This is a genomic window from Sulfuriroseicoccus oceanibius, from assembly GCF_010681825.2.
GTDB lineage: Bacteria > Verrucomicrobiota > Verrucomicrobiia > Verrucomicrobiales > SLCJ01 > Sulfuriroseicoccus > Sulfuriroseicoccus oceanibius.
Map to the genome: position 1 here is coordinate 89,906 of NZ_CP066776.1, position 21,009 is coordinate 110,914.

Annotated in this window: 19 protein-coding genes; 6 read left to right on the forward strand and 13 right to left on the reverse strand. The window is 59.6% G+C overall.

Annotated elements, in window-relative coordinates; genetic code table 11:
- Positions 1 to 121: 121 nt before the first annotated feature.
- The 4 genes from G3M56_RS00365 to G3M56_RS00380 all read left to right on the forward strand — a co-directional run bounded on the left by G3M56_RS00365 (position 122) and on the right by G3M56_RS00380 (position 4,358).
- Positions 122 to 1,060, forward strand: a complete 939-nt coding sequence (locus G3M56_RS00365) for a UbiA family prenyltransferase (protein ID WP_164364840.1) — start codon at positions 122 to 124, stop codon at positions 1,058 to 1,060.
- 220 nt (positions 1,061 to 1,280) lie between these two features.
- Positions 1,281 to 2,480, forward strand: coding sequence for a carboxynorspermidine decarboxylase (gene nspC / locus G3M56_RS00370; RefSeq protein ID WP_164364838.1), 1,200 nt, complete (start codon positions 1,281 to 1,283; stop codon positions 2,478 to 2,480).
- Between the two features lie 42 nt (positions 2,481 to 2,522).
- Positions 2,523 to 3,143, forward strand: a complete 621-nt coding sequence (locus G3M56_RS00375; protein WP_164364836.1) for a hypothetical protein — start codon at positions 2,523 to 2,525, stop codon at positions 3,141 to 3,143.
- Positions 3,144 to 3,200: 57 nt separating this feature from the next.
- Entirely contained in the window at positions 3,201 to 4,358 is a 1,158-nt protein-coding gene (locus G3M56_RS00380) for a MalY/PatB family protein (RefSeq protein WP_164364834.1), read from the forward strand.
- A gap of 580 nt (positions 4,359 to 4,938) precedes the next feature.
- Here G3M56_RS00380 and proS read toward each other — a convergent pair.
- The 13 genes from proS to G3M56_RS00445 form a co-directional block, all read right to left on the reverse strand.
- Positions 4,939 to 6,459 (reverse strand): proline--tRNA ligase, encoded by a 1,521-nt coding sequence (gene proS, locus G3M56_RS00385; protein WP_164364832.1) that lies wholly within the window; start codon positions 6,457 to 6,459, stop codon positions 4,939 to 4,941.
- 71 nt (positions 6,460 to 6,530) lie between these two features.
- A complete protein-coding gene (locus G3M56_RS00390) occupies positions 6,531 to 6,902 on the reverse strand; it encodes a hypothetical protein (protein ID WP_164364829.1) in 372 nt (123 codons plus the stop codon).
- Between the two features lie 224 nt (positions 6,903 to 7,126).
- Positions 7,127 to 7,726: a hypothetical protein gene (locus G3M56_RS00395; protein ID WP_164364827.1), complete on the reverse strand. Its 600-nt coding sequence runs from the start codon at positions 7,724 to 7,726 to the stop codon at positions 7,127 to 7,129.
- 80 nt (positions 7,727 to 7,806) lie between these two features.
- Positions 7,807 to 9,162 (reverse strand): tRNA (N6-isopentenyl adenosine(37)-C2)-methylthiotransferase MiaB, encoded by a 1,356-nt coding sequence (gene miaB, locus G3M56_RS00400; protein ID WP_164364825.1) that lies wholly within the window; start codon positions 9,160 to 9,162, stop codon positions 7,807 to 7,809.
- Positions 9,163 to 10,088: 926 nt separating this feature from the next.
- On the reverse strand, positions 10,089 to 10,844 hold the full coding sequence (locus G3M56_RS00405; protein ID WP_164364823.1) for a 16S rRNA (uracil(1498)-N(3))-methyltransferase: 756 nt from the start codon (positions 10,842 to 10,844) through the stop codon (positions 10,089 to 10,091).
- Positions 10,845 to 10,868: 24 nt separating this feature from the next.
- Positions 10,869 to 12,035, reverse strand: coding sequence for a molecular chaperone DnaJ (gene dnaJ, locus G3M56_RS00410; RefSeq protein ID WP_164364929.1), 1,167 nt, complete (start codon positions 12,033 to 12,035; stop codon positions 10,869 to 10,871).
- A gap of 100 nt (positions 12,036 to 12,135) precedes the next feature.
- Positions 12,136 to 12,750, reverse strand: a complete 615-nt coding sequence (locus G3M56_RS00415) for a nucleotide exchange factor GrpE (protein WP_164364821.1) — start codon at positions 12,748 to 12,750, stop codon at positions 12,136 to 12,138.
- Positions 12,751 to 12,900: 150 nt separating this feature from the next.
- On the reverse strand, positions 12,901 to 13,410 hold the full coding sequence (locus tag G3M56_RS00420; RefSeq protein ID WP_164364819.1) for an STAS domain-containing protein: 510 nt from the start codon (positions 13,408 to 13,410) through the stop codon (positions 12,901 to 12,903).
- Positions 13,411 to 13,492: 82 nt separating this feature from the next.
- Positions 13,493 to 14,002, reverse strand: a complete 510-nt coding sequence (locus G3M56_RS00425) for a hypothetical protein (protein ID WP_164364817.1) — start codon at positions 14,000 to 14,002, stop codon at positions 13,493 to 13,495.
- Between the two features lie 80 nt (positions 14,003 to 14,082).
- On the reverse strand, positions 14,083 to 14,775 hold the full coding sequence (locus tag G3M56_RS00430; protein ID WP_164364815.1) for a PEP-CTERM sorting domain-containing protein: 693 nt from the start codon (positions 14,773 to 14,775) through the stop codon (positions 14,083 to 14,085).
- Positions 14,776 to 14,831: 56 nt separating this feature from the next.
- A complete protein-coding gene (locus tag G3M56_RS00435) occupies positions 14,832 to 15,521 on the reverse strand; it encodes a PEP-CTERM sorting domain-containing protein (RefSeq protein WP_235203499.1) in 690 nt (229 codons plus the stop codon).
- Between the two features lie 61 nt (positions 15,522 to 15,582).
- The gene (locus G3M56_RS00440; protein ID WP_164364810.1) at positions 15,583 to 16,296 is read right to left on the reverse strand and encodes an RluA family pseudouridine synthase; all 714 of its coding nucleotides are present in this window, start codon (positions 16,294 to 16,296) and stop codon (positions 15,583 to 15,585) included.
- Between the two features lie 109 nt (positions 16,297 to 16,405).
- Entirely contained in the window at positions 16,406 to 19,171 is a 2,766-nt protein-coding gene (locus G3M56_RS00445; RefSeq protein WP_164364808.1) for an SNF2-related protein, read from the reverse strand.
- A 143-nt stretch (positions 19,172 to 19,314) separates the two neighbouring features.
- On the opposite strand from G3M56_RS00445, the gene G3M56_RS00450 reads away from it, so the two are divergent.
- Both G3M56_RS00450 and G3M56_RS00455 read left to right on the forward strand, forming a co-directional pair.
- Positions 19,315 to 20,088, forward strand: a complete 774-nt coding sequence (locus G3M56_RS00450) for a hypothetical protein (RefSeq protein ID WP_164364805.1) — start codon at positions 19,315 to 19,317, stop codon at positions 20,086 to 20,088.
- A gap of 86 nt (positions 20,089 to 20,174) precedes the next feature.
- Complete coding sequence (locus G3M56_RS00455) at positions 20,175 to 20,954, forward strand: porin family protein (protein WP_164364803.1); 780 nt, start codon at positions 20,175 to 20,177, stop codon at positions 20,952 to 20,954.
- The last annotated feature ends 55 nt before the right edge of the window (positions 20,955 to 21,009 follow it).

Genomic DNA, 21,009 nt, shown 5'->3' on the forward strand with positions numbered 1-21,009 from the left:
TTCCTTTAGACAGGATTTACATGATGCACATGATTTTTCGCTAACGCGAATATCGGCCATCGCATGAGGAGCCGTTAGGCAAATCTTGTGAATCATGTAAATCCTGTCCAAATATTAACCCATGTCCCTTCTCCGCGACCTCGCCCACTCGTCCCGACTGCCGAACATTCCCACCGTGTGGTCGAACGTGATCACCGGCTATTTGTTCGGGATCGCCTTTTGCACCGCACAGACCGGCAGCCTGGCGCAGTTGTTGCCGCACTTCTCGTGGGGCATCATCGCATTGCTCCTCGCCACCGGCACCTTGCTCTACATCTGCGGCACGTTCATGAACGACGGCGTGGATGTCGAATGGGACAAACAACACCGACCCGAACGTGCCGTCCCGTCCGGCCGCATCCCCGCCGGCACCATGATCAACCTGGCGCTCGTCTTCGGCCTGGGCGCACTCGCCACCGCATTTCTGCTCGGCAAGTTTTCACTCATCCTGGCGGTAGCGATCATCGCTGCGATCCTGCTTTACACAGCCATCCACAAACGCACGGCGTGGGGAGCTGTGGCGATGGGGATCTGCCGCGCCTTGCTCTTCCCCATGGCGGCGCTCTGCGGCCACCGCTACCTCGGCGCCGAGATCAACCAGCTGATCCACGTTTCCATCGCCGCTGGTGTTGGAATGATGATCTTCATCGGAGCCATCACCTGGTTCGCCCGCCACGAAACCTCCAACGACCCGCCGCGCACGCATTACTGGCTCAAAACCGTCGTCTTCACCATTCCGTTCCTGATCCCAGTCATCGCCATCCCGATCCTCGTGCCCGACGCTCCATTCTGGAACTCCACCACCGCCTTGATCTGCGGCGTGGTCGGCATCCTCTGGATCTGCATTGCCATGGAACAGGGCAAACGCCAAGGCACCGGCAAGTTCGTCTCCAGCGCACTGGCAGGCATTCCGCTGCTCGACGCCATGTGGATGCCCAACCACCAACCTCTGCTGCTCATCATCCCATTCGCGCTGTTCGTTCTGTCACTCGCCCTGCAGAAGGTCACCAGCGCGACGTGAGGGTGGTATTTTGTTTAGACAGGATTAACATGATGGACATGATTTTGCGCTATCGCCAGAGGGCATGCCGCTCGCGAAGTCACGTTGAATGACAATGCTGCTGCTTTAGTCGGCAGGAATGCCGACCTTCCAGCGATTCGCGAGTGAGCTACCGCCAGTCCAAATCTTGTGGATCATGTGAATCCTGTCCAAAAAGCCGAATTACCTGACTGCTCCGCCCATGTCCCTCACCGACACCTTTCCCTTCCTCGACCAGCTTCCATCGCCGGCCTTTGTGGTCGATTTGGAAAAGCTGCGCGCCAATGCCCGCATTATCGACGACATCCGCCAGCGCTCCGGCTGCAAAGCGGTGCTCGCGCTGAAAGCCTTCTCGATGTGGTCCACCTTTCCCGAGCTGCGTCAGTTCACCGACGGTTGTTGCGCCAGCGGCATCTGGGAGGCCCGGCTGGCCCGCGAGGAGTTCGGCGGCAACGTACTGACCTACTCGCCCGGCTACGATGAAGCCGAAATCGCCGACCTGCTCGAGATCACCGACCACCTCGACTTCAACTCGGTCGACCAATGGCTGCGCTTCCGTGATCAGGTCCAATCCCACCCGCGCTACCAGTCCGGAGCAATCCACTGCGGTCTGCGCATCAACCCGGAGCACTCGACCGGCGACACACCACTCTACGACCCCTGCTCGCCCGGCTCACGCCTCGGCATCACCCGTGATCAGATCGACGCCGCACCAGCTGGCGCGCTCGACGGCATCAGCGGACTCCATTTCCACACGCTGTGCGAACAAGGCGCCGATGACCTGGAGACCACACTCGCTGCGGTTGAGGAAAAGTTCGGCGACCTCCTCGCATCGCCTCAGATCACCTGGCTCAACATGGGCGGCGGCCACTGGATCACCAAGCCAGACTACGACCGCGACTTGTTGGTCAAACTTATCCAGGACATTGCCGAGCGCTACAGCCTGACCGTCTGGATCGAACCTGGCGAAGCCTTCGCCATCCACACCGGAGTGCTCACCGCCACCGTCCGCGACATCGTCACCAATGGCGGAGTCAAGATTGCCATCCTCGATGTCTCGGCCACCGGCCACATGCCCGACGTGCTGGAAATGCCCTACCGCCCGGATGTCTTCGGCCCAAGCGGCGCCATGGCTGGCCCTGCCGGTGCGACCAACCACACCTACCGCCTCGGCTGTCCGACCTGCCTCGCCGGCGATGTCATCGGCGACTTCAGTTTCGACACCCCACTCGCCGCCGGCGATCGCTTGGTCTTTGATGACATGGCCCATTACACCATGGTGAAAACCACCATGTTCAACGGCGTCCGCCACCCCGCCATCTGCAGCTACGATTCTGCTACTGGCGAATCGAAAGTCATCCGCGAGTTCACCTACGAAGATTACCGCGGGCGGTTGTCGTAGGAGGTGGACGTCACGCAGAGACGCGAAGACGCAGAGAAGAGAATGAATACTACCATTACCAGAATCACCGCACTGCTCGCCATTGGATTAGCGATTTGGTGGCTATACACCTTGTACGCTCTGCTGTGGATCGAACTCCCCGTCGGATCAGGCGGCGGATGGGACGCCGTTCTCCTGATGTCTTTCACTACCATCTTCGGACTCACGTTTGTCGTCCCTGCTGCAATGGGAATCTGGTTTGGCAGCAAGCTATGGCTGTCGCCAACCAAACGATCCATCAAAGGCAGCGTCGGAGCGATCGTCCTTATCCCAGCATTGCGGCTCGAGCTCATGACCGGCCGGTTTGACTGGTACGGGCTAGCCACAATTCCCATCGCGATTGTAGCGATCACCGCATACGTCATCATATCGCGGACGATTATCGAGCGCTGGACCACGGCTACCATCGAGAAAGGTGAATTCATAGGCCGTGGCATCTTGAAGCTGGTAGCCGTTCTGATCCATCTCAGCCTGATCCAAATGGGCACCCGAGCCGACGCCATCTTTGACATTCCATTCTGGCTCGCAGCATTCACCGTCCCCTTCATCTTCTACTTCGCTACTAGACGCTTCGTCCCTGAATGGACGCTGAAATGTCACCCTCGCGAAACGCTGCCCGAATAATGCCCACCATTCCTTCCCCCCAGCGAAGCACTCCCAATCCCCAATCCCCAATATCCCATGCTCACCTCACCCGACCGCCGCGATTCCGACTCGATCAAATGGAAGCTCTTCGCTAAACCAGGCAAAGACATCCTGCCAATGTGGGTGGCGGATATGGACTTCACCTCGCCGCAGCCAGTGCTCGATGCAATGCACGAGCGGATCGACCATGGGGTCTTCGGCTACAGCTTGGCTCCGGATTCACTGACCGACACAGTGACCCATTACCTCAAGCGACAACACGGGCAAAGCGTGCAGGCGCGCGCCTTGGTTTGGCTGCCGGGCTTGGTGCCGGCTTTGTCAGTAGTGAGCCGCGCGGTGGGCGAGCCGGACGATGAGGTGATGATCATGACACCGGTCTACGCGCCATTTTTCTCCGCCCCGGCCGACGGCGGCAAGCAGTGCATCGAAGCTCCACTGGCACGCGACGAGGTATCCGGCACGTACCACATCGATTTGGAGACTCTTGAACGCAAGGTCACGCCAAAGACGAAGCTGCTCGTCCTGTGCAACCCACACAACCCGGTCGGCCGTGCCTTCAGCTACGAAGAAGTGGAAGCGGTCGCCACCTTCTGCGCCGAACGCGACATCATCCTCTGCTCCGATGAGATCCACTGCGACCTCATCCTCGACGATATCAAACACACGACTGCCATTCAGTTCGAAGGCCACAAGGGCTTGCGCACCATCACCCTGATGGCGCCGAGCAAAACCTACAACATCGCCGGGCTCGGCTTGTCGTACGCCGTGATCCCCGACGCCTCGTTGCGCACCGCGTTCCGCAAGGCAATGGGTGGTTATGTCCCCCACCCAAGCCCGCTCTCGTACGTCGCCGCCGAAGCCGCCTACAAACACGGCGAACCATGGCGCCAGGAGCTGCTCACCACGCTGCGCGCCAACCGCGACCTGCTCGAGCGCGAAATCAACGCCATCCCAGGCCTGCGCATGGCACACCTGGAGGCCACCTACCTCGCGTGGATCGATTGCTCGGAACTCAAGATCGACCCAAGCACGTCGCTCCACAGCTTCTTCCTCGATCAAGCCGGAATCGCGTTCTCGAAGGGCTCCGACTACGGGGACAGCCACTTCATCCGCATGAACTTCGGCTGCCCAACCAGCACGGTCGAGGACGCATTGGACCGCATGCGCAAAGCAATCGGGGCGTTGGGGAACTAGGGATTGGTGATCGGGGATTAGGAGAGTGGGACGGAACCGCACCGACGGCAGGAATGCCGTCCCTCCAGCGCTGCGCATGCATTGTGAGGACATCACTAGCAAGCAGCATACTGCGTGATGTGCAGAGGAATCTCATCATCGATATCGATCTCGCCACCCTAATCGAATCGTCGCCCCCGCTACCGCCGATTCTTTAGCGCACTCCCGAGCGGCCCGCCGGCCGTAGGAATGAACCGTCCCACGCGCAGCGATGGACCAACGACACTCCTGTCGTTGACGAGCGATTCCGCCAAACAACCGGCTCACAAACATCCCCGCCACCGCCGAAACCTCCGCACCGAAGGTGCTGACCAACACGTCCCACGGCACCGCCGTGGGAATCGAGGCATATCAAGACCGAGCCCCAGCGGGGCGGTCTAACCCTCCGACCACATAACGCGCGAACACAAAGCAGCGATTCTCGCCGCACTCCCGGAAAATCCCCCTGGCCCACCGATCACACGAAAAAAGGCGCCCGATCGTATGACCGGGCGCCCGTTTCGTGGCACTGAAAACTGCCAACTAAAACACTAGCAAACTTCTAGTAGCTCCGTGCCCAGACGGCACGGCGGGTGGTCGGCTTGCCTGTGACAATGCATGGCTTTTCCGGACCTTCGCCAAGCTCACCCACAGGGAAGCAGCGGATCGAGATACGATGCTTCTTGGAAAGCGCTTCCTCTTCCTCATTCGTCCCCGCCCACGGTGCGAGACACCAGTTGGCGGCGCCCTTTTCAGAGAAGTTCTTCTCGAGCTGGTCGAGAGTGTCCACTTCCTGCAGGTTCTCGTCGCGGAACTTGATCGCACGATCAAGCAAGCCCAGCTGCACCTCCGACAAGTGGTTGCCCACTTCCTGAAGGAACTCTTCCTTCTCGACAAATGCCTTCTGGTTCGCGGCGTCGGTACGCTTCTGCAGGCAAACCTTGCGCGACTCGAGGTCACGCGGTCCGATTTCAACGCGAAGCGGCACACCCTTCTTCACCCACTCCCACTTCTTCACGCCGCCACCGAGGTCGCGGTCGTCGACGTGGACGCGGATTGGCTCACCTTCCCAGGTCTTGCCTCGCAGCGTCTTGGCCAGTGCATGGCATGCGTCGATCACAGCGTCGCGTGTGTCTTCTTTCGGCGTCACCGGCACGATCACGATCTGGTTCGTCGCCACTCGTGGAGGCAACACCAAGCCATCGTCATCGGAATGCGCCATGATGAGCGTTCCGATCAAGCGGGTGGAAACACCCCACGACGTGGTCCACGCGTGCTGCTGGTTGCCATCGCGGCCGACAAATGTGATGTCCTGCGCTTTGGAGAAATTCTGACCAAGGAAGTGCGACGTTCCGGCCTGGATCGCCTTCTTGTCCTGCACCATCGCCTCGACGGTGAGTGTCATGTCGGCACCCGGGAAGCGCTCGATCTCAGACTTCTCACCAGCAATCACAGGGATCGCCAAGTAGTCGCGCAGGAATGCCTCGTACACGCCGTGGATCAGACGGGTTTCTTCAATCGCCTCGTCCTTGGTTTCGTGGGCGGTGTGCCCTTCCTGCCAGAGGAACTCAGCCGTACGAAGGAACAAACGCGGACGCATCTCCCAACGCATCACATTGGCCCACTGGTTGATCAACAATGGCAGGTCGCGGTAGCTCTGTGTCCAGCGTGCGAATGCCGAGCCGATCACGGTCTCGGAGGTCGGACGGATAACAAATGGCTCGGTGAGTTCACCGGACGGCACCATCTTGGTGGTTCCGTCTTCCTGCTTTACCGCTTCAAGTCGGTGGTGGGTAACCACCGCGCACTCGGTGGCGAAGCCTTCGGCGTGCTCGGCTTCCTTCTCAAGGTAGGAAAGTGGGATCAGCAGTGGAAAGTACGCGTTCTGGTGACCGGTCTCTTTGAACTTCCGGTCCAACTGACGCTGGATCAACTCCCACACGCCGTAGCCCCACGGCTTGATTACCATGCACCCGCGCACCTCCGAGTTTTCGGCCATATCGGAGGCCTTGACGACTTGCTGGTACCACTCTGGAAAGTCTTCGGAGCGGGTCGGTGTGATGGCGGTCTTGGGCTTGCTCATGGGATGAATACCATGCGCCGAAGATCCGCGCATGCAACCAGAAGAAACGAAGCCAAGCTCACCGCGATTCGTCACCGATTCAGTCCATCGACCCGCTCGCGGGCGGCTTCCTCGGTGGTGCGCTTGCGCTTCGACTTCTTGCGCCCTTCCGGCACCGTGCCCCCATTCCAGTCAAAGGGTAGCATCACCACATCCACCAACCCACTGGCTCCGCCATCCGCTACCAAAATCACCGGCGAAATAATCTTCTGCGGCAAGTTCGGCTCGTCCTTGTTGGGACGGTTGTACAAACAGTTATAGGCGAACCGCGAACCGACAAATGGCCCGGGCGCCGCAACTTCACCGCCGGCATTTTCAGGCCCACGGCTCATGAACGACGAACAACAGCTCAGTCCGGCAACCAATGCCAGTGCCGCCACCGGTGTGGCAATCAATCGAATCATCGAACGACGCATAACGAACGATGGAAATAAACCGATCAGCGTTTAAATGAAAGCCAAATCGTTCTGAGTAGCGAGCAGCTAGTAGGAAGTAGGGAGGGACTCTATGCGTTGACCTCACGTCACCTCGCCCCCAACAGGCCCTCTCAGAGATCAGGCATGCACATCCCCCGCGCGCAGCGCGCACACCCTCCCGACCTACTCGCTGCTTGCTACCCGCTACTCCGTTAATACCAGAGCAGCGAGGCGACGAGCACCAAGACGCCGTAGCCCAAGCCGGCACCCATTGCCAGTTTCCAGCGCTTGTCGTCGGCGGTCACCCACTTCACCGAATCGCGGAAGAGATATGGCTTACCGATCCAGAACAGCGCCTTGAAAATCCCAGCATACGCCAACACGACCAGCAACAGACGGCTCGTCGGTTCTTTCTGGAATGCGGCGTCGAGCACCACGGCCGCGGCAAGCAGCACCAAGCACCCCAGTGCCCGAACACTCAAAAACTCGGTCGCATACACGCCCACCAACACGGCGCCGATCGGCACCGCCCAGGTCAGCATGCCTCGCATCCCATTGAACTCACCCAGCGACATCACCGGAATCTCGACGATCCCCAGGTTCAATCCGGCGAACAGCCCGTAACACCAAACCGCCGCCACAACCAACAAGCCAATCCCCATGTTGCGGCTGCGCGGGAAGCTCTTGAGTGCGTTCTTTGCAGCCTCCGGCTTGGCCAGTCCGAGCGAGTGCGCCACCAGCAGGTACGCGGCAACGACAAAGCCTACCGTCTTGAGACCGGTCGGCGAGGAGTAAAGGGATTCGTAAACCATGGGGGTGAGCGGAACTGGAGGTCGCGTAGGGAAATGAAAATCGGTCAGCGCACGATCGCACGTGCGCTGACCACGATGGACTAAACGACGCTGCCGTAAAGCGTGAATCCTACCGTTTCTTCGATCTTCACAGGAAAGACCTGACCGGTAAGCTTCGCCGGATCACCGTCGAAAATGACAATTTTGTTCTGCGACGTGCGTCCGGACAGTCGCTCTTTGTTGTTTCGGCTCGGCCCTTCGCAAAGCACCACCTGCTCGGTTCCGACCAGTTCCGCCAGCTTGCGCTGGGCGAGCTCGCCGACCAACTTGAGCAGGTCCTGGTTGCGCTCTTCTTTGACACGCTCCGACACCTGATCCTCCATCTCCGCAGCCGGTGTGCCGCGGCGCTTGGAGTAGCGGAAAACGAAGGCGTTGTCGAAATCGAGGCGGCGGATCGTCTCCTTTGTCGCCTGGTAATCTTCTTCGGTCTCGCCTGGGAAGCCCACGATGACGTCGGTGGTGATCGCCAGATCCGGACGCGCCGCCTTCATCTTTTCGCAGATCTCAATGAACTTCTCGTTCTTGTACGGACGACGCATCGCCTTGAGGATGCGGTCGCTACCACTCTGCATCGGGAAGTGGATGTGGCTCGCGAGCTTCGGCAGGTAGGTAAATGCAGCCACCAGGTCGTCGCGGTAGCCAATCGGGTGCGGCGAGGTGAAACGGATGCGCTCGATCCCATCGACCGCGTGCACCGCTTCGAGCAACTGCACGAACGGACTCTTGCCATCGACTTTCGGGAACTCGGTACGCCCGTAAAGGTTCACGATCTGACCCAGCAGCGTCACTTCCTTCACGCCCTTGTCGCGCAGGCGCTTCACTTCCTCGACGATGTCGGCAATTGGTCGTCCGCGCTCAGGTCCGCGGGTATAAGGCACGATGCAGAACGCACACTTCATGTTGCAGCCCTGCATGATAGACACAAAAGCAGATCCCTGCCCTTCGGTGACCTGGTGGTCGCGGATTGTGTTCTGCGAATCGCTTTCCTCCTCCACGTCGGTGATGGAGATGCGCAAATCGTCCATCTCGCGTTCCTCGCGGGCGCGAACGATCTGCTCCACGTGGTCGACCACGCGGTGGTACTTCTGCGTTCCCACCACCAAGTCGAGGTGCGGCACGGTTTTGATCAACTCATCCCCGCGGCTCTGCGCCATGCAGCCCATGAAGCCATAGACAATATCCGGGTTGCGCTGACGATAGCGCCCCATCAAGCCCATCTTACCCAACGCCTTCTGCTCGGCCTGGTCGCGCACGCTGCACGTGTTGACGAGGATCACATCGGCATCTTTCTCGTCGCGGGTCAGGGTATAGCCACGCTCAGTGAACATATGGCCGACTTGCTCGGAGTCGCGCTCGTTCATCTGGCATCCGTAGGTTTTGATAAAGACTTTAGGCATAGGCCGGTAGGCAATGGGTCAAATGGTGCGGAAACTACATCCAATCCCGCACCCGATCAACCCCACCCGCACGCCATCGTCTCGCGGCCAATTCCACGCCGACCTCAGGCTGAAAGATCCACCTCCACACGCCCCAACGGAGGCTCGACGTCCCCGTCGACTCCTCCTCGGAGCGCAGCGACCACTTCCCCCAAAAAAATTATGCCGCCCTTGCAGGGCTCGTCATCCTTCATCCGCCCCACCCACGGCTGCGCCGTGGGCTACGTTAGAGCGCACCTTCGGCGCTCCAATCAGCAGAGCCTCACACTACAGCCTCAGTCGGCGCCCTTCGTGCCAGCACGACACTCCGACGCCCCATGGAGGCTCGACGTCCCCGTCGACTCCTCCCCGGAGCGCAGCGACCACTTCCCCCCAAAAAATTATGCCGCCCTTGCAGGGCTCATCATCCCCCCTCCGCCCCACCCACGGCTGCGCCGTGGGCTACGTTAGGACGCACCTCCGGTGCTCCATCTCCGGCGCCTATAGCAGCAATCCTCCGTGCCAGCACGACACTCCGACGCGCCATGGAGGCTCGACGTCCCCGTCGACTCCTCCTCGGAGCGCAGCGACCACTTACCCCCCAAAAAAATTATGCCGCCCTTGCAGGGCTCGTCATCCTTCATCCGCCCCACCCACAGCTGCGCCGTGGGCTACGTTAGGACGCACCTCCGGTGCTCCATCTCCGGCGCTCCGTCGGCGGCTCCTTATTCTCCATCAACCCACGCGCCGAAGGCGCACGCCAACGCAGCCCATGGCAACGCCATGGGATTCCGCATTCCTCACGCACGAGCCTCGTAGGGGCGGCATAACCCCACCGACTCAACAAACAAGGGAGGTTCCACCTTCGCGGAACCGCCCCTCTAAAACTCTAACCAACTAAAACCGGCTCAAAACAACTCATGCCCGAGGACACTGAGCGAGTAGAGCGCTGCGGTTTCAGTTCGGAGGATGATCGGCCCGAGCGTCATTGGTCGGGCACCGGCAGCGATCGCGTTGTTCACCTCAGCCGGGGTGAAGTCACCCTCCGGCCCGATCAACACGAGCACACTCTTCGGCATCGCGCCGGAGTGCATTTCGAGGTAGTCGGCCAGCAATGGCTTCAATGGCTGAGCCCCCGGCTGGAGCGACGCAATGATGATCAAATCAAACTCTTTCGCAGCTGCGGCCAGCGTTTCCTCCATCGAGGCCGGAGTGGCGACTTTTGGCAGGATGTTCTGCCCACTCTGCTTGCACGCCTCGATCGCGACGCGCTGCCACTTGTCGCGCTTCTTGTCGAGATCGCGCGCATCGACACGCACCACGGCGCGGTCAGAAATGATCGGATACACCGCGGACACACCGAGCTCCGTGCCCTTTTGCACGATGAGCTCCATGTTCTTCCCTTTCGGCAATGCCTGGCCGAGCGCGACGCGGCACGCCAGAGGCACGGTACGGGTCACCGGCCCCGGCTCGAGCACCACGTCACGCTTGGTTACCTCGGTGATCGTTGCGGATTGCTCTTCGCCTTCCCCGTTAAACAAAACCACCGATGAGCCGGCTGCCAAACGAAGCACCAGCGCGCAGTGGCGGGCTTCGTCCGGCGGCATCACCGGCGCTTCAGGGTTCCATTGTGCGGGCGGAATAAAGAATCGCGGTGTGGCCATCGGTGGTGTTGGTTTCGTGATCTATTAGTCAGCAGTGAAGAAGCGCTTGGCTTTCTCGAAGAAGCTCTCGTGCATTGGCGAGTTCTCCTCACCCATGGTTTCACCGAGCTGCTCGAGCAACTCCTTCTGCTTGGAATTGAGCTTGGTTGGGACTTCGACGTCCACATTCACCAAAAGGTCGCCGCGACGTCCGCCGCTGCTGAGCACCGGCATCCCCTTGGAGCGCAGACGGAAGGTCGTTCCGCTCTGGGTTCCGGCTGGCACTTTGATACTCGCCACGCCCTGCAGGGTCGGCACTTTGATTTCGCCACCGAGCGCCGCTTTCGGGAAGCTCACCGGCACGTTGCAGTACAAGTTGTCTCCCTCTCGCTCGAACACATCGTTGTCCTTCACGTGGATCACCACATAGAGGTCGCCGGCAGGGCCGCCGCGCATTCCCGCGTCGCCCTTGCCGCCGGAGCGGATGCGCACGCCAGTGTCGACACCTTCCGGAATGTTGATCTTCATACGCGAGGTCTTCTGCACGCGGCCATCGCCGTCGCACTTCGAGCATGGGTTCTTGATCACGCCACCCGCGCCATGACAGGTCGGGCAGGTTTGCTGAACCTGGAAGAATCCACGGCTGGCCACCACGCGTCCGTGACCATTACAGGTCGAACAGGTGGACATCCCGCTGCTGTCGGAGCTCCCTTTCGAGCCGCAGCTGTCACAGCCAACGTACTTTTCAATCTCGAGCTCTTTCTCGCAGCCGGTCGCCGCTTCTTCGAGCGTGATCTCCAAATCATAGCGAAGATCGGACCCAGCCGAGCGTCCGGATGGGTCACGACGGCCACCGCCGCCTCCACCGCCAAACATCTCTTCGAAGATCCCGCCACCTCCGCCACCTCCGAAGACCTGGCTAAAGATATCGAATGGATCATGGAACCCACCGCCACCGCGGGCAGCTCCACCCATTCCACCGGATTCAAACGCGGCGTGACCATAACGATCGTACGCGGCACGCTTGTTCTCGTCACTGAGCACCTCATAGGCGTGGCCCAGTTCCTTGAACCGCTCCTCCGCTTCGGGATCGTCCGGGTTCTTGTCCGGATGATACTTCACCGCCATCTTGCGGTAAGCTTTTTTGATTTCAGCCTTGGTAGCTTCCTTGGAAACCCCAAGCACGTCGTAGTAATCGCGATCTTGAGTCATCATCAGTTACGTCCTGGTTTGAGCGCTGGCTATCCACGCACCCAGATCCGGGAGGCTCTCGCTCCCGTGCATGATTTGATTCGTCGGACGGACCAGCAAATTAGGCGTCCGCTTCCTCCTCTTTGGCGGCGCCGGTGGAAACCACCACGCTGGCAGCACGCAGCACGCGCGATCCCATCTTGAATCCGCGGCGCACCACTTTGATCACATGGCCTTCAGGCACCTCGTCCGAGGCCTCCTGACCCACGGCATCCTGCCAGTTCGGGTCGAACTCCTGCCCTTCCGCCTGGATCACCTCAACCCCTTGGTTGGTGAGGAAGTCATCCATCTGCTTCTTGACCATGCTCATGCCTAGAAACACCTGCGAGTTCTCGGACTCGGCTTTGGCAGCCTGCAATCCAAACTCAAAGTTATCCAGCACCGGAAGCAATGTCTCCAACAGCGATGTGTTCGCGTACTGGATGGCCTCTTGCTTCTCACGCGCCATGCGCTTGCGGAAGTTCTCCAACTCCGCCACGCTGCGGGTGGCGATGTCGCGCCAGCGGGCGACCTCTTCCTCAGGTGTCGGCTCGGGGGCTGGCTCATCGGCCACGTCCTCATCCGCACCCTCGGTCACATCGGCCGCTTGGGTTTCCGCCGCAGCATCTGTCACTTCTACTTCCTCGTTTGCGACGTCATCCGCCACATTGTCTTCTACTTTGTCGTCGATACTCATCGGAAATCGTGGATTACGTTGATCTGCCGGGCGGGTCCGCTTGACCCACCATGCATGTAATTGCCGCAACATATGCCCTCGATTTCCGCGTCGTGCAACCCCTCACCACCGGACACGGGCATGACCGCATCCGCCACAGCTCACTGAAAATCAAGCATCGCCGCCGTTCTCAGCGCGCAAAAACTCAACCACGTCTTTAAACTTGGCGCGGTTCTCATCGCTGATTCCACTCAGCGTCTCATGCGCTTCGAGCACGTCGGACGACGTCGACTCCTGGCGCTCGGTGGCTGCCAGCAATTCATCGACCTGTCCCATCTCGGCACTGAACTTGCCACAACCACGCTCGACATCGAAAATCATGGTCAGCCCGAGGTTCTCAAGCAACTGGGCATTGCGCTCGTTGGCATTGACCACCGTCATCTTCGCGGCGTCTCCCTTTTCACGCAGCTTCAGCGCGATCCCAGTCAGCGTGCCCATGAAGGTGGAATCCATCATCGGACACTCCCCAAGGTCGATCACAAATTGCGTGCGCCCCGATTCTATCGTCTGGCTCGCAAACTGCTTTAGATCCGCCGCGTTCTGGAAGGTTCCCTTTCCAGCCACCCGCACCCAAAGGTACGGCGGCAACTCAGCAACAAGGATTGGTGATACGTTTTTCATCGGTGTGAGCTATGGCAGCGACAGAACGATCCGCACTTGCCTTTGATTATACGCTCAGGATGTCAATTTGTATCCCTCTGGCTTAGTTCCAAAGGAACGAGCGCTCGGTCCCGATCACTTCGCCATTCTGACTCACGGTCGCACGCCACATCAAAACCCGACCATTCTCAAGGTACGGCTTGCCAGTGACCTGGAACTTGGTCGCCCCTTTCCCCTTATGGGCCGCCACCTCTTCGGTCAGCGTGTGCACATCGGTGTCCTTGCCGGCCTGGCGGTAGTCGAAGCTCACCGTCACCGGCGCGCTCTTGTCCTCAGTCTTCCAGTACACCGTGTAGTAGTGCCCGAGGCGCTCGCGGCATTCTTCATTGGTCACCGCGCCATGCAGATACTTCTTGGCCTCGGTGGTTACCATACGGTCCTGCGACTGCACGCGGGTCGACGTATCTTTGAGGTGGTAATAGTCCACTTTCGAGATCGCAGAAGCTTCATCATTAGTAGCTGTCGACTGGCAGGACGCCATCATTGCCACACCGGCCACCGCCGCGCCGGAAACAACCAGCGCACGCACGCATCGCATTGGGGAAAATTTCATACTCCGGCATCTAAAAAGCCCCCGCTCTCAAAGTCAATCCCGCGCCCACCCAAAAAGAACAAATCCATTACCCATCCCCTCTAACGGCGGCGACGCAGCAGCAACACCCCACCGGCCAAGCCCATCAACACCGCACTCGACGGCTCGGGCACCGCGGCTTGCACATAAAAAACCAAATCCTGGTTACGGGCAGGTGTCGCATCGAATGGCAACCCTCCCACGTTTGATGTGTCCGAGATAAAGCCACCATCAATCCCACTCCCCTGACCATTCGCCCGCGCCACTTGAAATGAATGAGTCGGGTCATCTGTCGTCCACCACAACTGGAACGCGTAGTCAGTGTCCTGATTGAGCGTGAACGGCGAGGAAAACGTAAAGCCATAGTACGAATTGTCCTCGAAGGTAAACCCGGAGACATCGTACTGCTCCCTCCTCACAGTTGCTCCAGCCGTGTTCAAATCCTTGTCCCACTCGCCGATCCACAAATCGAGGAAATGGGTTCCCGACACCGGAACATCTGTTCCACTCTCAACCAACAAATACAGCGTACTGACATTTTGATAATCCTGGGCGATCGACGTACTCTCAATTGTCTGCCCAACCCTTTGATATCGGTTACTCTGGGTCCGATCCACCGTGGCCACCGCTCCGGCCAATGGTTGCCCGATCACTACCCGCAGTGCAGGCTCATCAACCGATCTGATGATCGATGCGGCACGCGCGTGCAAACACCCGAGAATCAAAAAAGCTCCAAACCACCCAAGCGTCTTCATAATGCCGGTGAGGCTACTCCGCCAACGCTTCATATGTCGAGCAATTCCCCCCACACCTAACGGCGGCGGTTCATAACCAAAGCCAATGCCCCCATCCCCATCAACACCGCACTCGACGGCTCGGGCACCGACTGCACGTAAAAAACCAAATCCTGGTTCGGCGCAGGCACCGCATCAAAGGGAAAATCGGTGGCTGTCGATGTGTCGTAGATAAACCCACCATCAATCCCCGCTCCCTGGCCATTGGCCCGCGCCAACTGAACCACGTGCGATGGATCATCCGTGGTCCACCACAACTGGAACGCATAGTCTTTGTTTTGATCGAGGGAGAACGGATTGGTGAAGTTCAAGCCATAGAAAAAGCCATCCTCAAACGTCAGTCCGGAGACGTCGTACTGCTCTTGCACCAAGGTCGCACCGGCCGTGTTGTTCACGATATCCCATTCCCCCACCCACAACTCAACCACATGGGTGCCGCTCACTGGGATCACATTACCGGTCTGCACCTGCACATAGAGCGCTGAAATATTGACCTCGTCCCCATCAAGAGCCGTGCTCTCGATCGTCTGCCCCATTTTCCGGTAACGATTGGTCGTTGTCCGGTCGACAGATCCCACCGCACCGCTCAAGGCCTGACCTAACACAATTTGCTCATCAGGAGCAGTGGCCGATCCAAAAATAGTTCCCGCCTGCACACCGCTAACCGCAACAACTAGAGCGAGTGCCAATAATACGGACATTTTCATAGTGCCGGAAACCCTACCGAATTTCCGTCACCTCTGTCGAGTCGGGATTGCTCCCAATCCGCTAGGCCATGATCCCGCCTGACATGCTGTGGAAACTCGACGGCGGATCCACTTTGAAATGCACCCGTTTGCCGGTGTGCGGGTGGTCAAACGCAAGCTTCCACGCATGCAACGCCATCCGCTTGCTAGATTTCGGAGCCACTCCGTATTTACCGTCGCCAAACACAGGCATCCCCGCATCCGCTAACTGCACGCGGATCTGGTTGCGAAAACCTGTCAGCATCTTCACCTCAAGCATCGTCCCCGAGTTCACTTTCTTCACCACATGCCACTTGGTGCGCGCCAGCGTCCCTTCCGCTGGGTTCGGCGTCACATACACACGACGCGCTGAGTTCTCCGCCAAATAGGATTCGATCACACCCGACCACTCATCAACCTGGGCGTCAACAAACGCGAGATACGACTTGTCCGCATCATCCCATTGCTTCTGCAACGCGGCTTTCACCTCCTCGCTCCGTGCGAAAACCATCACACCAGACACATCGCGGTCCAAGCGGTGCACCAAGTACACCCGCTCGCGCGATTTCGGGTTACCCCGCTTCACCCATTCCGCCAGCGACGCATAAGCCGTCACCCCGGCATCGCGTCCGGTCGTCATGCTGAGCAATCCCGCGGATTTGTTCACCACGATCACATCACGATCCTCGTACACCACTTCCAATCCCTGTGGTGGTCGGTCTTTCGGATGCGGGCGCTTCGGTTTCTTGTCAGCCATAGCCGGAGTATCGATCAAGATGAGCAGTGGCACAAACAAAGATCAGCGCGCCCCATAAGACCTATTGGACTCATAGATCTTATGGGAGAGTAGCTGAACTGCTACCAGCCTAGCGAGTGCGCACCCGCGGAGTCACGCGGCGGATCAAGCGCACGGCATCGAGGCGCACGGTCGCGTTGGCAATCGCATCGACCACTTCCTCCTCGCGGGCAGCCAAGGCATCGACCTCGGACTGCGGCACCGAATGGTTGATCTCCGCCAGGTCGCGCATTCGTGCCAACTCGGCTTCATAAGCAGTGCGGGCATCGCTGGTCGCCGTCGCGGTGATCGCAGCCAACTCTGCCTCGGCGGCAGCGCGCGTGCGCTCGATCATGTTCGGGATCAACTGCGTCTTCACTTTCTCAATCGCCAACAATGGTGCCGGATCTCCGCCACGCAGCGAGATGCCATCCAACACATCGCGATCCAAAACCTCGCGCGCTGTGTGGTCCACCGCAAACTTCACCGGAGTCGGCGGCAGGAAACGCCCGACCTCCAAATGCGCCGGAGCGGAACAATCCACCACCCACACCGCTTCGAGGAACAGTCCCTCGCCCGCTGCATTTTCCCACATACCAAAGGCCGCGGCGCCAACACCCTCGTTCGCCATCAGTTCCACCGCACCACGCACCAACGGGTGGTCGACCGAACCAAATGCCATGTCCTCATGCGACAGCGCACGACGACGCTCGAAGGTCATCGTCAGACCGTCCTCAGGCAGGCCTGGCAACGCATCGGTCGTGATGTGATCCGGCTTGAGCGAGTAGGTACGCGTCCCCACTTCCTCAACCGCGACCCCGAACTGCTCGAACAACCGCAGCGCCATCTTTTCCACCCGCAGGTCACTATCAATGTCCGCCACCTGGTCGAGCAATGCATTCACCGCAATCCCCGGACGCGACTTGAGCTCAAGCAACCGGTCCTGCCCGGACTCCAACTTTTCACCCACCCGGGCACGGACGGCCGCGGTCGCCTCAACCAGCGCCTTTAGCGACTCCGGCGTACCAAACTGCAATGCCTCGTCCAGCAACGGCGCCACCTCGGCGGCAATCTCCGACGCTCCGTGCACGCAGTGCTCAAATGCCCCCATCCCCTCGTGGTACCAGTGGGCGAGCACTTCCTCTTCGCTCCCGCTGGAAAATGGCACGTGAATATGAATCGTATCGTCCTGGCCGATGCGGTCCAATCGCCCGATGCGCTGCTCGAGTAGCTCAGGGTTCTCCGGCAGATCGATCAGCACAAGGTCGTGTGCGAACTGGAAGTTGCGCCCTTCGCTGCCAATCTCCGAACAGCACAACAACTGAGCCCCCTCATCGTCGGCAAACCAAGCGGCCGCACGGTCACGCTGGAGAAGTGTCATTTCCTCGTGGAACGCAGCACTCTTGACCTGGATCCGCGCAGCCACAGCGTCGATCACCCGTTCGGCGAGTGACACCGTTTTCCCAATCACCAGCAGCTTGCGCTCCGGATCCTCGGCCAATCGCTGGACCATCCATTCGATCGTCGCCGAAAATGGATCCGCCACGTCACCCAAATCAATCAAATGAGCCTGACGCTCGGGGAACCCACCCAACGCGGCACGCGTGTTGCGGAACATATCCCGCCCGGTGCCAAAGGAGTCGAGCAGTTCCGCCACCAACGCATCGCTCGCGCCAGCCTCGCCTGCTTCCACGCGGTCGCACAAGTCACTCGCACGCGACGACTTGCCCTCAACCAACTGACGGTCGGCGGCCGTGATCGCCTCACCCGCCAACAACCGGTCGACAAATTCCGCCACCTCCCGGTAATGCGCCGACTGCTCGCCAAAGTGCTCAAGCGAGTCATAGCGCTCGGGATCGAGCAAGCGCAGGCGCGCGAAATGCCCGTCGGTGCCCCCCAGTTGTTCCGGCGTCGCGGTCAAAAGCAGTAAGCCAGGCACTGCGGCGGCCAAGGATTCCACCACCTGGTAAGCAGGGCTCACCTCGTCCACCGACCACTCGAGGTGGTGCGCTTCGTCCACCACCAGCATGTCCCAACCGGCCGCGAGCGCCTGCTCGGCGCGCTCGGGCTTGGTGGTCAGTAGCTCTGGCGAGCAAATCACCAACTGGCTGTCGAGGAATGGGTTCACTCCTGCATCGTTGGCTTCGATCGATTGGCAGCGCTCTTCGTCAAACAAACTGAAGAGCAAATTGAAACGGCGCAGCAGCTCGACAAACCACTGGTTCATCAACGGCTCAGGCACCACGATCAGCACGCGGTTGGCACGCCCGGTCAAATGCAAACGCTGGACAATCAAGCCCGCCTCGATCGTCTTTCCGAGACCCACTTCGTCGGCCAATAGCAAACGTGGATGCAAACGCGACGCAGCATCCAGTGCGACCGCAAACTGATGCGGAATCAAATCAATCCGCGCCCCCACCATGCCCACGAGTTGGCGACGCTTCAGATCGGCAAACCGCTTGCCCGCATTGAAACGCAGGTCAAACGCCCGCGGATGATCAACAATCCCACTCAGCAATTTGCGGTCAGGCTTGCTGAAACTCACGGTGTCCGCCAGCCCCGTCTCTATGACTTCCTCGCCGCTGTCCAAAGTGTAGACCAACAACCCGTCGCGATCCTCAACCGACACCACAGCCCCAGCCTTGCCCTCGTGCGATTTGATCACGTCGCCCGCACCAAACTCCACCCGCTGCAACGGCGCCGACGCCCACGTGTACACCCGCTGCTCGTTCGCCGCCGGAAACAACATCTCCACCTTGCCCCGCGCCACACGCAATAACAACCCAAGCCCAAGCTCCGGCTCGTTCTTGCTGACCCATCGTTGACCGGAAACTGGAGTAATCGCTGCGTTGTTCATCGGGCGCGCATCATACCCAGCGATACGTCCACCGCAACCGGCGGGACACAAAGAGTCCCAACCGCGCAACCTAACACCGTTTCATCAGCGTAACGTCATCAGCCCGCCGTTCCATCCGCCCTATCAACCCGACTCTCCAGACCATGCACTCCGCCCGACTCATCCTCTGCGCCTTGGCCGCCACCGTCGCCCCACTCACAGCCGGCACCGATCCAATCGCTGCAACAGCCAAGACGGATCAGTGGCAATTCCGCACCGTCCCCTACCTTTGGCTTACCGCCTCATCGGGAGATCTGTTTTTCCTCGAGCGCTCAGAGGAGATCAGCCAATCGTTCGCCGATACCTTCGACACCCACAACCTCTCACTCCACCTTCTGGCAGAAGCCCGCAAAGGTCCGTGGATCATTCAGTCCGATATCATCTACGGCAGGTTCAATAACGACACCCAGCTCCTACCTCATAGCCACGGGCCCTTCAAAAGCGTCCGCGAAGACCTCAAGGAATGGATCATCAGCCCGCGTATCGGATACTCCATCCTGGCCACCCCGGACCACCAGCTCGACCTTCTAGCCGGCGTGCGCTACTCACGCTTCCGCCTCGGCCTCACCGGGCGCTTTACCAGCGGCGGTCAGGTCACCGAGGAAACCCTGCAAAACATTTGGGATCCCACACTCACCGTCAGCGGCCAGTCCTCGCTCCATGACAAACTCTTCATCCGCTACCTCGGAGAGGTCGGAGGTTTCGGAGTGAACAGCGACTTCATTTGGCTAGCAGGCGTCGGCTTCGGCTACCAACTATCACCAACGTCCAGCATCATCGGTGGCTACCGCGCCCGCGGCATCGACTTCTCGGATTCTGACTTCGCCGTCGATACCGTCACCCATGGCCCTACTCTCGAGTTCGAAATGAGGTTCTGACCGCCACGGACAAGTGCATCCACTTCCACATTGACACTCGTTGGTTATCAAGAACCTGCCCCCCCTCAAGCCAACCGTATCCGCTCATGAAAACCACCACCCTCACATTGGCCGCCGCTTTGATCTGCTGCGGATTCGCAACCGCCGGCACCACACCTGTCGAACCCAAGGCTCCGATCATCGAAGAACCCGCAAGCGATTGGCACTTCGGCATCTCGCCTTACCTCTGGACCACAGCGGTCACCGGCACCATGGGCGTCGGCGGAGTAACCGGCGACGTCGACATGTCGATCCGCGACGTCCTCGACCAACTCGATTTCGCTGCCGCCGGAGTCGTCAGCCTCGGCAAGGGAAAGTGGAGCATCTCCACCGATCTCTTCTACGCCAAGCTCTCCGATGGCTTCGATCTCGGCGGGCTCATCTTTAAAAACGGCCGCATCGACTACAAACAAATCCTGGTCACGCCGCGCATCGGCTACACCGCGGTAGCCACAGAAAACTACATGATGGATGTGATGCTCGGCGCACGCTACACACGCAACGAACTAGGCATCACCGCCCGCTTCGTCCGTGGCGGGCAAGTCGAACGCAGCGGCACCGAGGACTTCTGGGATCCCACCATCGGCGTCCGCGGCAAGTGGAACTTCAACGGCCCGTGGTACACCCGCTACAACGCGGAAATCGGTGGCTTCGGCGTCAGCAGCGACTTCCTCTGGAACGCCATGCTCGGCATCGGTTACGAGATCAACGACACCGCAGCCGTCATCGCCGGCTACCGCGGACTCGGAGTCGATTACAGCGACGGAAGCTACACCAACGACACCATCATGCACGGCCCGATCGTCGGGTTTGAGTTCACCTGGTAAGCCGCCCACAACTAACTGAAGAACCAATCAATCCCTGCCCGGCACCACAACGCCG